Below are 13,093 nucleotides of genomic sequence, written 5' to 3' on the forward strand. Positions count from 1 at the left end.
AGTGGGAGTTGATCCCTTCGAGTCCGATTTTTGCAAATATCGCAGTCAGCGCCGCAAAGGTTGCTGATGCGAGCGCCCAAGCCACCCAAGTTTCCATGGTCTTCCTCTGTGAAATAAATTGTTAGATTATAGCCCTATTTAGGTAAAATTTACTTATAATTTTGTGGGCGTCGCGATAAAAAGCAAAATCGCAAGCGATCGACACGGCAAAGGCGACATTTAAATTTTAAAATTTTAGCCGCAAAATACGGCTAAATTTCAGTTCCGACAAGCAAAGATTGCCTCGCACGCTACCGAATGAGTTTGGGCGCCGTTTGAGTGGTGTGCCGCAAGACGCGGTTCACAGAAACTGCCATAAAATTTCGCTTTGGCAAGATAAAATTTTATCGAGGCAAGACGAGCTTTCCTTCGAATGCAAAATTCTATTTTAATTCAGCAAAGACACGACGAAATATGCCTTCGCAAATCCAAACGCGATATAAATTCCCCCGAGCAGAAAGATCTGAATTTAAAAAATATTTATCGTCCGTATATAAAATCTTAAGGTTTCTACGAGGAGAGCTTATGAAAAAATTTCTACTCGCGCTCATTGTGATATTCGTTTTAGCGGGCTGCAGCAGCGACCCGAAAGGCGTAGCCGAGGACTTCATCAGAGCCCTATACGAGGGCGATTCTAAGACTTTGGTGGATGCTATAGACATACCCGATAAGGACAGATCGGACGACGGCTCTATGCAGATGATAAACGGCAAACTGATACAAATGGCAGGTGCCGGCAAGGAGGAGGCTTCCAAGCGCGACGGACTAAAGGGTGTCTCGGGCGAGCTGCAAACTAGCAGCGAGGAATCGGCGATAGTTAAAGTCACCGTGTCTTTTAAAAACGGCACGAACCGCACCGAGAGCGTTAAACTCGTCAAAAAAGACGGCAAGTGGAAAGTCTCGCTTTAGCGAAAAAGTTTCTTATCTGCTTGATCTTTGTGGCGGGCGGGCTCGGCGAGCTTTGGATGCTCACGCACGCACCTGCCGCCAAAGAGCCGCTACGGGTACCGGATGAAATTTTATCAAATCTACGCACGGGCGATCTCGTCTTTCGCTTAGGCGACATTACCGACAGCCGCATAATCGCGACTGCGACGGATTTTAAATACTCGCACGTAGGCATGATCGTGCGCGAGCGCCCGCTTTTGGTGGTGCACGCGGTAATGGGCGAGGGCGGGCTAGAGGGCGTCGCGGCTGTTTCGATGCGGGAGTTTTTAGCGCATGCGCGAGACTTCGGCACGGTGCGGATGAAATTTTTAAGCGAGGAGCAAAAGGCGCGCCTCGCTGTCTCTCTACTTAGGCGCGTCGGCGAGAGTTTTACGTTAAGACCTCGCGGTGAAGCAAACCTCTACTGCACGACGCTACTTGAGCAGGAAATCTCTAAAATCACGGAATTCTCGCCGCAATATTTTAAACTAGGCCTAGCCGTCTTGGGCGGCGAATACCTCGCGCCGAAGGCGTTTTGGCATTACGGCGACGTTGAAATTTTATACGAGCGATAGGTACGACCTAGCTTGGGCTGGAATTTTGCGCGCCGTGTAAATTTAAATATCGCATCAATTCGAGCACTATAAATAAAATTCCGTGCCGCAAAATTTCGGTCAGAATTTTGCTTTGACGCTAAATTTTAAAATTCCGAACGACGTAAAATTTTATATTAGAATTCCGCAGGGCATTAAAATTTTATAAATTTCGCTAGCTACCGAATTCGCAAAATTACCGCTCGCTTCAGATTCTGCACATCCTACGCGCAAAACAAAATTCCGCCTTGCTGCAGAATTTTCAAAAGACGAAATTTACAATTCATAAAATCCTAAAAGAATAGAATTTTATAAAAAGCGCAACTTGCAAAATTTCAAAAAGCGAAATGCGCGAGCTCTACAGCTCACCGAAAAGCGCTTCGAGATTTTTAAGACCTTCTTCCGTGGAGACCTTTTTCTCGCTCGCCGAACCGGTTTCGATAAGCTCGATCTCGCAGCCGCACAGCATCGAGGCAAGGCGAATATTTAGACCGTTTTTGCCGATCGCTTTACTTTTTTGATCGGGGTTTACATAGACGATCGCCTTGCCGTCCTGCGCTATTTTGACTGAGTTCACGATCGCGGGCGCCATCGCACGAGTGATCAAAATTTCGGGACTTGCAGAGTATTCAAACGCGTCGATACTCTCGCCGCCGCTTCCGTCTTGCAAATTTTTGCTTAAAAATCTACTCACCGCGTCGATTCGAGCACCTCCTTTGCCGACGGTGGCGCCTACCGGATCGACGTTTGGCGAGACGGCGCTAAGCGCGATCTTGGCTCGCCTGCCGGGGATTCTGGCGCAGGCTTGGATGATGATGCTGCCGTCTTTGATCTCTGGGACTTCGGCAGCGAGTAGGGCTTCTAGGAATTTCGGGCTGGTGCGCGAAAGTTCCAGCCTGATGCCGTGAGATTTGTCGATAGCTACGTTTTTGATGACGGCTTGCAGCACGTCGCCCACTTTGAAATTCTCGCCCTTGATGCGGTTTTTAAGCGGCATGAAGGCCTTCGTATCCTCGATCTCTACGTAGGTCGTGCCGTCGTGATCGATCTTGGTGACCGTGCCGTGGGTGAGAGTACCTACCTTGCTTTTATAGTTTTCAAAAATTTTCTCTTCAAGCAGCCTTTGGATGTGAAAATTTAGCTCTCTAGCCAGGACTCCGGAAGCCGTGCGACCGAGGTTTTCGATATTTATTTCGTAGCTTAGCTCATCGCCGATCTCTGCGTTTTCGCCTATTTTTTTGGCTTCGCTAAGCGCGATGAAGTTGTGATCGCCGAGCCGCTCATCATCATCCGCGACGACGTGGACCTTTTGGTAAAGCTTAACGCGTTTGGTCTGCGGATCGACTTCGCTGTCGTAGAGATACTCCTCGCCGAAAAGTCTTTTTGCGGTCTGGATGAATGCCGTTTTGACGCGCTCTTTTACGTCTGCGGGCTCAAGTCCCTTTTCATTTGCAATCGACTCGATGATGTCGGTGATTTTTTCCATAAATTTTCCTTAAGATTTGATTTCGTGCTACTAAATTTGGATTTTAAATTTTGAAGTGCGGTATTATATGGAATTTTGACTTTATTTTTATTTAAACGAATTATTATCTAAATTTCGCTAAACTCGCGGGTTTAAAACATAAATGAAAGGATAGATCATGCAGCTAAAACTTGCCAGAACGGAGCTTGCCTCTAAGCCAAAAAGCGTTAAGATCGAGGATTTGCAAGCCCAAGTAGAAAAGAGCGGACAAAAAATATTTTATCTGGATAGAGAAAATTCTCAAAAAGATTTAGCCGCTTTGGTGGATTTTTTCGACACTAAGGGTTTTAGCGTGTATCAGCGCATAGTGCGATACGGGCTGAACGAAAACGAGTATATGTACGAGGTACATATCCTTTGAGTAAACTCCTCTTCATCCAGACCCTAGGTTGCGCGATGAACGTGCGCGATAGCGAGCATATTATCGCGCAGCTAAAAGAGCAAGATTACGAGATCACCGACGACGTAAATATTGCGGATCTGATCTTAATAAATACCTGCTCCGTACGCGAAAAGCCCGTGCATAAGCTTTTTAGCGAAATCGGAGCTTTTGATAAGGCGCGAAAAAAGGGCTCTAAAATCGGCGTTTGCGGCTGCACCGCAAGCCATCTGGGCGGAGAAATTTTTAAGCGCGCGCCCTTTGTGGATTTCGTACTCGGCGCCAGAAACGTATCTAAAATTTCGCAAGCCGTACGTACGCCAAAATTTATCAGCACGGACATAAACTACGACGAGAGCGAGTTTGCTTTCGGCGATTTTGCGAGCTCGCCATATAAATCCTTCATAAACATAATGATCGGCTGTGACAAAAAGTGCTCCTACTGCATCGTGCCGCAGACTAGAGGCGATGAAATTTCGATCCCCGCTCAAATTATCTTGCGTGAAGCCGAAAGATCCGCAGCTCGCGGCGCCAAAGAGATATTTCTGCTCGGCCAAAACGTCAATAACTACGGCAAGCGCTTTTCTAGCGCGCACGAAAAAATCGACTTCAGCGACCTGCTCGTGCGCCTTAGCGAGATAGAGGGCATTGAGCGTATCCGCTTTACCAGCCCCCATCCGCTGCATATGGACGATAAATTTTTAGACGTTTTTTGCAATAATCCTAAAATTTGCAAATCGATGCATATGCCCTTGCAAAGCGGCTCTAGCAAGATTTTGCGCGATATGAAGCGCGGATATACCAAGCAGTGGTATCTGGATCGCGCGCTTAAGCTACGCCAAAGCTGCCCGGACGCGGCGATCAGCACCGACATCATCGTGGGCTATCCGAGCGAGAGCGAGGAGGATTTTGCCGAGACGATGGAAGTGTTAGAAGCGGTGAGATTTGAGCAGATTTTTTCCTTTAAATTTAGCCCGCGGCCGCTCACGCCTGCGGCAAACTTAAAGCCGCTGGATGATGAAATTTCAAGCGAAAGGCTAAGCAGGCTGCAAAGTGCTCATACTAAAATTTTAGACGAGATCACAGGAGCGCAAAAAGATAAAATTTTCGACGTGTATTTCGAGGAGCTGCGAGAGAGCGGCACTGCGTGCGGTAGAAGCTTTTCAAATTTTCTAATCTGCGCGCAAGGCGGCGAGGAGCTGTTAGGCAAAACGCGCAGAGTACGTATCGAAAAGACCGCCAGAATGGCGCTTTATGGAAAAGTTATCGCTTAAAAAGCGGCTATTTTTCCGAGTCGCCGAATATCTCATTTTTATTCTGATTTGGTGTATTTTTTTAACGTGCAGGGTTAAATTTACCCCCACGAAGCTGCCCGAAAAGCCCTGCGTCGTCGTGTTTTGGCATGGAAGATTAGCGATGATGAGCTTTGCTTATAGGCGGTGGTGGCTACGGGATTTCGGCAAGAGGCGCGCTAAAGTTATCATCAGCGATCACAAAGACGGCGAGATCATCACGCGCGTGATCTCGCATTTTGGCATCGGTGCGATCCGCGGCAGTAGCTTTAAGGGTGGCGCACGCGCACTTATGGGTGCGATTAAAGAGATAAAAAACGGCACAGATGTTATCATCACTCCCGACGGTCCGCGCGGCCCGCTTCACAGCGTCGCCGACGGTGCCGTGATCCTTGCGCAGCGGCTAAACTTAGACATTTACGCGCTAAATTACGAAGCGAGCAGTTTTTGGAAATTTCGTAGTTGGGACGAGATGGTGTTGCCAAAGCCGTTTTCGCGCATAAATTACAGCCTCAGCGCGCCGTTAAATTTAACTGGGCTTAGCCTCGATGCGGGTAAAGAGGCGATCAGGCAACTGCTTTTTGCAAGCGCTGAGCAGGACATTAAATTTTAGTTTGAAATAATAGTGTTTCGATATAATTGCAATTTTAGGAGAAAAAATGGCACTATTTAAGGCAAAATCATTCCTCAGCGTCGCTAAAAGTGCCGGCGCATGCGAGTTTTTTTATAGAAAATTGGGCTTTGGCAAAAGAATTTTGGATGAGAAATCCGATTGTTTTCCTATCGCGCAAGAAAATGATCTGGCTACCTCGCTGGCGGGCTTTGCGGATCTGAGTGATAAAAATTTAATCTCTTGCGTACTGATAGACGACGAAAATCAAAGAGTGCATTTTAACGAGGATTATATGATTAAAGAAAATAGCATTTATCAAAAAGTCGATGATAGCTTCATAGTGGAATTCCCTCGCGCAAGTGCACAGGCGGCGGATGAGACTTTTGGAATAGAATTTAGCTCGCACGCCAGTTTATTTAAAATTTTATACTTCTTGCTAAAAAATCAAAGCGATTTTGAAAATATGGCGATGTTCGCGCTGAAATTTAATAACCGCGCATGTTTCGTCGTCGCCAACCAAGAGCGCGTGCTCTACGCCGATATAATGCGTATCGACGAGGAGATGCAGGCGGCGATGAGCGATACTGACGAGCTATTTTACGAGCTTTTAAATTTTCAGATCGAGACCTTCTACAAATCCGAAAATAGCGAGTTTCTCACCAACGTTTTCATCTACTCAGACGGCACGCTTAGCAACGAGATCGGTTATGTGATTTTCACGCGCATCTTCATCAAAACAAATTTGATAAATCTAAATTTCGCCGATTACATCAACAAAATCGTGATGCTAGAAGCCCGCTAGATCAAATTTTTTGCTCCGCACCTAGGCAGAATTTTAAAATTTTATCTTTGCAATTGCGCTTGCTTGATACGATTTAGTTGCCTGTTTGCGCCGCATTTTATTAAATTTTATCTCGCGTTACATAATGGATTTTGGCTAGATAAAATCATTCATATTCAAATCAGCTCGATTTTAAATTTAAGCTCATTTGCCGCAAAGAGCCGTCTTGCACCGCAAATTTTATTTTTTACGAACTCTGATTAATTTTACGTAAAAAATTTTCTATTAAAGTCCGCCTTTGCTCCACGTCGTTGTTCTCGCTAATGCCCTCTAGCTCACTTGCGTGATGAGCCTTGGGCGGGATGTCCTTGAGGTACGACCACACCTCGTCCTCGCTTAAAATTTTGCCGTGCAGATCAAAACCTACGTTTAACGTTCTGCCCGAAACCTCAGCGATATCTGCGTGCAGGTGACCATAGAGCATCAGCGCGCCATAATGGCAGTTTGCCCACTCGATCATCGGGTAGTGAGACAGAGCCGCTCTCTTATGCGATAGGCGCACAAAGGCATATCCCACGATCTGCTCAAACATAAAATTGCCGTCCGCCTTGCGTCCGCTTAGCAGTTCGTTTTTCATCGCGGCGATGCGCCCATCGTGGTTACCGAGCACCAAAAAATGTCGCCCGTTTAGTCTGCGAAGTAACTCGCAAGTGTGCGCAAAATCCTTGTGAAAGGACACATCGCCGAGATTATAGACGAGATCTTCTGGCGTAACGAGCGCATTCCAAGCGGCGATGAGATTTTCATCCATTTCGGCTACGTTTGCGCCTTTTCTAAAATTTGGATATTTTTTAAGCACCAGCTCGTGGCCGAAGTGCAGATCGGAGGTAAAATAAACGCTCATAAAAGCTCCTCAAATAGCGCAAAATCCGTGCTTTCAGCAAATAAAAATCCGCGGTTTATCGGCGGTACGGCGAGCTGCCTGCACACCTCTTTAAATTTCTTTTCCATAGCCGCTTTGATATATGGCGTCACAAAGATAAAATTTGTGCCAGCGCCCACGGCTACCTTGCCGCCTAGCACGCAGTCGGCGCCGTTTTCTAGGCAGCGCGTGCATTCGTTTCGCTGCGCCGAGCTTAATACGAGTCCTAGCCGCTTGCAGGCAAGATCTACGCCGCGAAGCTCGTTAGCGCCACGTTTTATGAGATAAATTTTTGGCGCAGGATTAGAAATTTCGGGAGTTAAGCTTAACGCATCGGCCGCCACAAACTCAAAGCTTTTTTTCACGCCGCTAAAGTATTCGTTTAAAAACGGCTCGCTAAATTTCGCGCGAATAAATCCACGTTTAAACCGGTCCGTTAAATTTGTCTCATCGGTGAAGTATTTTAGATTTCGCTCACGCAAAAACCGCTCCAGCTCGCACTTTCGCACGCCCAAAAGCGGACGAGCGATCACGTAGTCCTCGCGAGTTTCTAGCTCTTGCATGCCAAGTAGCTCGCTAAGTCCTGCGCCGCGCCCAAGCTGCATCAAAAACCACTCGAATTTATCGTCAAATTGATGTGCTAAAATCAAATTTTCATAGCCCCGCTCGCGGCAAATTTCGGCGAAAAAATCGTATCTGGCCGCGCGCGCCTCGTGCTCGAAATTTGACGCGCCCAGATGCACGTTTTTTACGTAGATTTGTTTATTAAATTTAGCCGCCAGATCTCGTGCCGAGGCGACCTCGTCCTTGCTTTGCGCGCGGACGTTGTAGTCCACGATCGCAAGGTCAAATTTCACGCCCGCCTCGTCCAAAAGGTAAAAAAGCGCCGTGCTATCGACGCCGTGTGAAAAGGCAAGCAGATTTTTGCTAGCCCGCAGCAAGGCTAGAATTTTGCTCGGAATTTCAGGCGAGTTTTTCATTGTCCTTGCGAGCTTTTTAGCACTCGCGCAAGTAGTCTATCGCCCGCAAATTCCGTGATTTCGCACTCGTATAGACCGCCTACTTTTAGATTTTGTACGTAGCTTTCGTTGATTAAAATTTCGCCGTCGATGTCCTTGTCCCATGCAAGAGGCTTGGCGCCGTAAAAAAACTCGCCCTCGCTGCTGGCACCTTCGATTATTAGGGGTATCTTTTTGCCTACGAGCGCGCGCATGCTGCTATCTATAGCCTCGCGCGTGATTTTTTCGATTTTATTCAGACGGCGGCTAATTGTCCGTGCGGGGATTTGCGGCATCGCAAAGCTCGCCGTATCCTCCTCCTTGCTGTAAGCAAAAGCTGAAATTCTATCAAATTTAAACTCCTGCAAAAAGTCGCAAAGCTCGTCAAATTCTACGTCTGTTTCGCCTGGGTGTCCGACGATGACGCCCGTGCGCAGAAATGAATTAGGCGCTGCACGCATTAAATTTAAAAGCTCTTTGATCCGCGCCGCGCTCGCGCCGCGCTTCATCAGGCTTAGCATTTTGTCGTTTATGTGTTGGATCGGCATGTCGAAGTAGTTTGCGAAAACGGGTGAGTCCACGATTGCGCGGATGAGTCGCTCGTCGGTGCTGGTGGGGTAGAGATACAGCACGCGCGCAACCTTGACGCCCTTTATTTTTTCGATGCGTTTTATCAGCGCGACTAGATCTATGTCCTGCTCGTGGGCTTTTTCGTCGCCCGCACTCTCGCCGCTAGAGCCCTTACCGCAGGAGAGCCTACTTTGAGCGGAAATTCCATCTGCCGCGTCGCCGCATGAGCCGTCGGAATTCTGCCCGTCGCGAAAGCTTGCAAAATTTAACTCGCCTTCGGAGCCTTTAAAATTTGACCCGCCCTTGTTACTGCGTCTTAGATCGCGACCATAGCTGCTAGAATCCTGCGCGATAAAGCTAAAATCGTAAAATCCGCGCGCTACCAAGCTGCGCACCTCTGCTTCGATGTCGTCGATGCTGCGGCTTTTTAGGCGACCTTTGAAGCTCGGAATGGCGCAGAAAGAGCATTTTTGATTACAGCCCTCCGAAATTTTAACGTAAGCATGGTAGTTTGAGCCTGTTATCACGCGCGAAGAGGTAAGCGCGGGGCTTTGCAGATAGGTTTGCGGGCTGAATAAATTCTGCTTTTTTAAAATCATCTCATCGATTTTATCGTAGTCGCCAACGCCGCTAAAAATATCGACCTCGGGCAGCTCGCGCATGAGCTCATCCTTGTAGCGCTGCATCAGACAGCCCGTGACGACCAGCAGCGCGCCGCTTTTTTTCTGCTCGCTAAGCTTCAAAATCGTGCGGATACTCTCCTGTTTGGCGCTTGCTATGAAGCCGCAAGTATTTACGATCATCACGTCCGCACTCGCAGGTTCATCCGTGAGCTCATAGTTTTGCAAGCGCCCAAGCATGATCTCGCTATCAACTAAATTTTTATTGCAGCCCAGCGAGACGAGATGGAGTTTCGCCATTTTACAGCCAGATATTATCGATCAGACGGGTTGTGCCGACCTTGGCGGCTACTAAAATGATAGTATCTCCCGACTTGATCTGCGAAATTTCATTAAATTTATAATCCACGAACGCTATGTAATCGACCGCCAGCGGCTCAAGCACGCTAAGCATCTTTTCGCGGACGATGTTTAGGCTGATCTCGCCTTTTTTAATAAGCGAGCTGGCATTTAGCAAGGAGCGCGAAAGCTTAAGCGCCATAAGCTTGCCCTCCTCGTCCAGATAGGCGTTGCGTGAGCTAAGCGCTAGGCCGTCGCTCTCGCGCAAGATCTCACAAGGGATGATACTTATAGGCATAAAAAAGCTCTTTACCATCTTCTGCACGATGAAAAGCTGCTGGGTGTCCTTTTTGCCCATATAAACGTTGTTAGGACGAGTTAGATTAAAAAGCTTATTTAGCACTTTAAGTACGCCGTCGAAGTGCCCGGGGCGCGTTTTGCCTTCTAAAATTTCACTTATCGGCTTAGGTGCTATGATTGCTGGCTCCTCCGTGCCGTAAATTTCATCCGCGGTCGGGATAAAAAGCGCGTTCACATCGAGGCTTTCGCAAATTTTAATATCGCCCGCTTCGTTTTTTGGATAGCTGTTTAGATCCTCGCCGGGCAAAAACTGCGCCGGATTGAGGAATGCCGAGACGATTACGATGTCGTTTTCGTTCCGCGCTCTTTTTATGAGGCTTGCATGCCCCGCGTGCAAAGCGCCCATAGTAGGCACGAAGCCCACGCTGCCGCTTGCTGATGCTCTGAAGCTTTTTAGCTCCTCTACGCTTCTAATGATCTGCATTGTTCTCTCTTTTCAATATAAAATATTAAGGCTGGCAATTATATCAAAAAATATTAAAGGTATAAATTAAGCGCAAAAGGGCGGTCTATTTAGCGAGCGTTAATCAATAAGTACTAAAATCTACCACGAGCTTTAGCTCTAAAATAAACTTCAAAAGGAGCGAAAATGGCTACTCAAGAGACAAATTTGGAATCTTTGAAAAAGGATATCGACTCTTTAAAAGCAGATTTTAAAGAGATTATGAAGTCTATCAAAAATATAGGCGTAGAGCGTGCGGAGTCTGCTAAGGATAAAATTCTAGATCAGCTAAACAGCAATGAGATCAAAAAATATATAGATGATCTAAGGCTCAAAGGCAAAGACGGCATAGAAAGCGTAAATGACACGATAAAACAAGACCCGATAAAAAGCATCGCGATCGCTGCTGGCGTCGGATTTTTGCTCGCTTGGTTGCTGAAAAAATAATGGCTGGCATATCTGAATTTATAGTTTCGGTAGTAGAGCTCGTAGACGCTCAAGCTAGCGATATTAGGCGCTCTTTTTTAAAGAGCGCCAATTCGGTTTTACTAAATATAATTACGGGCGTGATTTGCATTATAGGCTTAGTATTCTTTTTGTTAGGACTGCACGCGCTTCTTGAAAAAACTATCGGAGAAATTTGGGCGTATTTTGCATGCTCTATTGTGGCTTTTCTGTGTTCTATTATCGTATATAAGGTTCTTTCGTGCAAAGCGAAATGACAAAAGAAAAGCTAAGACTAGTGGTGTCTATGCTTGAAGACAAAAAAGCCGATTGCAAAAAGTTAAAGCTAGAAGAAGCAAAGCTAAAACTGCTACTAAACGACCCCTTGCCCGATCTCTCGACGGAGCTTAAACTGATTAATCACGGCAATATCAAGCAGGTTTTGATATCCCTAATAGATAAATGCTTCATAATGCCCGCCTTAAATAAAATTTTATAAACAACCTTAATCCAAAATATGTTATAATCACGCCAAAAGCATAAAAAAAGGTTTTAAATTTTGGATAATTACGAATACACGGAACTTTTAAAAACCCTAAATACTAAAGTCGAAAATATTGCGGGCGTCGTAAAACCGGAGAACATCAAAGCGCGCCTAAAAGAGATCAAGGAGCTTGAAAACGATCAAAATCTATGGCAGGACGTCGCAAAAGCAGGCGCCATCGGCAAGGAAAAAACTAAAATTTCAAATATCTTAAATAAATTTCTAAATGCTAAAAATGCCGTAGATGACGCAAAAGCTCTATATGAGCTGGCAAACTCGGAAAACGACGAGGAGACGATAAACTCGCTTTTTGCCGAAGCGGACGAGCTAGAGGACAAGATCATAAATTTAGAAATTTCTATGATGCTTAGCGGCGAAAACGACGATAAAAACGCTATCGTCAGTATCCATCCGGGCGCGGGCGGTACGGAGAGCAACGACTGGGCGAGTATGCTATACCGCATGTATCTGCGCTTTTGCGAGCGAGAGGGCTTTAAGATCGAGGTTTTGGACTTTCAAGAGGGCGAGGAAGCGGGTCTTAAGGACGTTAGCTTCATCGTGCGCGGCGAGAACGCCTACGGATATCTGAAAGCCGAAAACGGCATCCATCGCCTGGTGCGCGTAAGCCCGTTTGATAGTGCAGGGCGCAGACACACGAGCTTTTCAAGCGTGATGGTAAGCCCCGAGCTAAATGACGATATCGAGATAAATATCGAAGAGAAGGATATCCGCATCGATGTGTTTCGCGCAAGCGGCGCAGGCGGGCAGCATATCAATAAAACCGAAAGCGCCGTGCGTATCACGCACATCCCGACGGGTATCGTAGTAAACTGCCAAAACGACAGAAGCCAGCACAAAAACAAAGAAACGGCGATGAAGGTGCTAAAGTCGCGCCTTTACGAGCTGGAGCTGATGAAACAGCGCGAGAAAGATGAGAACGTGCCTAAAAGCGAGATTGGCTGGGGGCATCAGATCCGCTCCTACGTACTTTTCCCGTATCAACAGGTTAAGGATAACCGCAGCGGCGAGGCGTATAGCCAAACCGATGCGATTTTAGACGGCGATATAAAAAGCATAATCGAAGGCGTTTTGATTTCACAAGCGAACAAATAAATTTTTTTGAAAGGATGAGAATGAGTGAAGATGGAATTTTGCTAGCGCTAGGATATAGCGTAAACGACGCGACGGTCGCGCAGCTGCGAGGAATTTTATCGAAGTGCGATTTTGAGGATAACGAGCTTGATCGCATCGTGGGGCTGAACGATAAGCTTAAAATTTACGGTGCGCACGTGGCTATGTCGAATTCAAACCCGTATTTTAAGATTAAAAACGACGCTACGAATGAGGAGCGCAAGACCGCTGTTGAGGATATCATCAGCGCTTGGTCGGAAAAATTTAAGCTCAAGCTACAAAAAGTCGCGGGCAAAGAGACCTATTACATTTTGGGTCGCCAAATTTCAAAAAATTAAGGAGCAAAATATGAAAAAAATTCTAGCTTTGATCGCCGCTGGAGTATTTTTAGCAGGCTGCGTTAGCAACGCACCAAAGAGTGCAGTTGATGCACCGAAGAGCGGCAAGTATTCTTTCGCCGATGTTCAAGACGGAATCCGCCCGATGAACTTGCAAGGCAGCGTCGTGCAAAGCGATGCGTGCAAAAACGGCAATGGCGCAATGTGTTTAAATTTTGCGGATTCTATGTATTCCA

16 protein-coding genes and 1 pseudogene are annotated in these 13,093 nt (G+C 46.6%); 11 read left to right on the plus strand and 6 right to left on the minus strand.

The genetic code is table 11. The features are described 5' to 3' along the window. Positions 1–97: pseudogene (locus Q0135_RS10270) on the minus strand (EamA family transporter); the annotation flags it as partial. 467 nt (positions 98–564) lie between these two features. Here Q0135_RS10270 and Q0135_RS10275 point away from each other — a divergent pair. Together Q0135_RS10275 and Q0135_RS10280 are read left to right on the plus strand one after the other, a co-directional pair. Further along, positions 565–948: a DUF4878 domain-containing protein gene (locus Q0135_RS10275; protein ID WP_297990264.1), complete on the plus strand. Its 384-nt coding sequence runs from the start codon at positions 565–567 to the stop codon at positions 946–948. Continuing rightward, complete coding sequence (locus Q0135_RS10280; protein ID WP_297990266.1) at positions 930–1,541, plus strand: YiiX/YebB-like N1pC/P60 family cysteine hydrolase; 612 nt, start codon at positions 930–932, stop codon at positions 1,539–1,541. Before Q0135_RS10275 ends, Q0135_RS10280 begins: the two co-directional genes overlap by 19 nt. A gap of 376 nt (positions 1,542–1,917) precedes the next feature. Here Q0135_RS10280 and nusA read toward each other — a convergent pair whose 3' ends face one another. Beyond that, positions 1,918–3,045: a transcription termination factor NusA gene (gene nusA / locus Q0135_RS10285; RefSeq protein WP_297990268.1), complete on the minus strand. Its 1,128-nt coding sequence runs from the start codon at positions 3,043–3,045 to the stop codon at positions 1,918–1,920. A gap of 157 nt (positions 3,046–3,202) precedes the next feature. On the opposite strand from nusA, the gene Q0135_RS10290 reads away from it, so the two are divergent. Genes Q0135_RS10290 through Q0135_RS10305 form a run of 4 tightly spaced genes read left to right on the plus strand, consistent with a single transcriptional unit; the run spans position 3,203 to position 6,170 of the window. Further along, a complete protein-coding gene (locus Q0135_RS10290) occupies positions 3,203–3,445 on the plus strand; it encodes an HP0268 family nuclease (RefSeq protein WP_005870077.1) in 243 nt (80 codons plus the stop codon). Further along, positions 3,442–4,737 (plus strand): tRNA (N6-isopentenyl adenosine(37)-C2)-methylthiotransferase MiaB, encoded by a 1,296-nt coding sequence (gene miaB, locus Q0135_RS10295; protein ID WP_297990269.1) that lies wholly within the window; start codon positions 3,442–3,444, stop codon positions 4,735–4,737. The genes Q0135_RS10290 and miaB overlap by 4 nt, the downstream gene beginning before the upstream one ends. Then, the gene (locus tag Q0135_RS10300; RefSeq protein ID WP_297990271.1) at positions 4,718–5,368 is read left to right on the plus strand and encodes a lysophospholipid acyltransferase family protein; all 651 of its coding nucleotides are present in this window, start codon (positions 4,718–4,720) and stop codon (positions 5,366–5,368) included. Before miaB ends, Q0135_RS10300 begins: the two co-directional genes overlap by 20 nt. Positions 5,369–5,414: 46 nt before the next feature. Beyond that, positions 5,415–6,170 (plus strand): hypothetical protein, encoded by a 756-nt coding sequence (locus Q0135_RS10305; protein ID WP_297990274.1) that lies wholly within the window; start codon positions 5,415–5,417, stop codon positions 6,168–6,170. Between the two features lie 226 nt (positions 6,171–6,396). Here Q0135_RS10305 and Q0135_RS10310 read toward each other — a convergent pair whose 3' ends face one another. From Q0135_RS10310 to panC, 4 genes are read right to left on the minus strand one after another with little or no spacing between them, the layout of a single operon-like run. Beyond that, complete coding sequence (locus tag Q0135_RS10310; RefSeq protein WP_297990277.1) at positions 6,397–7,053, minus strand: metallophosphoesterase; 657 nt, start codon at positions 7,051–7,053, stop codon at positions 6,397–6,399. Then, positions 7,050–8,051 carry a tRNA lysidine(34) synthetase TilS gene (tilS, locus tag Q0135_RS10315; protein ID WP_297990279.1) on the minus strand — a complete coding sequence of 334 codons (1,002 nt, stop codon included), beginning with the start codon at positions 8,049–8,051 and terminating at the stop codon, positions 7,050–7,052. The genes Q0135_RS10310 and tilS overlap by 4 nt, the downstream gene beginning before the upstream one ends. Further along, entirely contained in the window at positions 8,048–9,559 is a 1,512-nt protein-coding gene (locus Q0135_RS10320; protein ID WP_297990282.1) for a MiaB/RimO family radical SAM methylthiotransferase, read from the minus strand. Before Q0135_RS10320 ends, tilS begins: the two co-directional genes overlap by 4 nt. Before the next feature lies 1 nt (position 9,560). Continuing rightward, positions 9,561–10,382 carry a pantoate--beta-alanine ligase gene (gene panC, locus Q0135_RS10325; RefSeq protein WP_297990283.1) on the minus strand — a complete coding sequence of 274 codons (822 nt, stop codon included), beginning with the start codon at positions 10,380–10,382 and terminating at the stop codon, positions 9,561–9,563. Between the two features lie 165 nt (positions 10,383–10,547). Between panC and Q0135_RS10330 the strand changes: the two genes are divergently transcribed. The 5 genes from Q0135_RS10330 to Q0135_RS10350 all read left to right on the plus strand — a co-directional run. Then, positions 10,548–10,847 (plus strand): DUF883 domain-containing protein, encoded by a 300-nt coding sequence (locus Q0135_RS10330; RefSeq protein WP_297990285.1) that lies wholly within the window; start codon positions 10,548–10,550, stop codon positions 10,845–10,847. A 259-nt stretch (positions 10,848–11,106) separates the two neighbouring features. Further along, positions 11,107–11,343 carry a hypothetical protein gene (locus Q0135_RS10335; RefSeq protein ID WP_295153140.1) on the plus strand — a complete coding sequence of 79 codons (237 nt, stop codon included), beginning with the start codon at positions 11,107–11,109 and terminating at the stop codon, positions 11,341–11,343. Positions 11,344–11,403: 60 nt separating this feature from the next. Beyond that, positions 11,404–12,501 (plus strand): peptide chain release factor 2, encoded by a 1,098-nt coding sequence (gene prfB, locus Q0135_RS10340; RefSeq protein ID WP_297990288.1) that lies wholly within the window; start codon positions 11,404–11,406, stop codon positions 12,499–12,501. A gap of 20 nt (positions 12,502–12,521) precedes the next feature. After that, positions 12,522–12,857, plus strand: a complete 336-nt coding sequence (locus Q0135_RS10345; RefSeq protein WP_297963280.1) for a type II secretion system protein — start codon at positions 12,522–12,524, stop codon at positions 12,855–12,857. 10 nt (positions 12,858–12,867) lie between these two features. Beyond that, the coding region (locus Q0135_RS10350; protein ID WP_297990290.1) for a hypothetical protein at positions 12,868–13,093 on the plus strand (226 nt) is incomplete at its 3' end.

Source organism: uncultured Campylobacter sp. (genome assembly GCF_937981295.1).
In the GTDB taxonomy this organism is placed as follows: domain Bacteria; phylum Campylobacterota; class Campylobacteria; order Campylobacterales; family Campylobacteraceae; genus Campylobacter_B.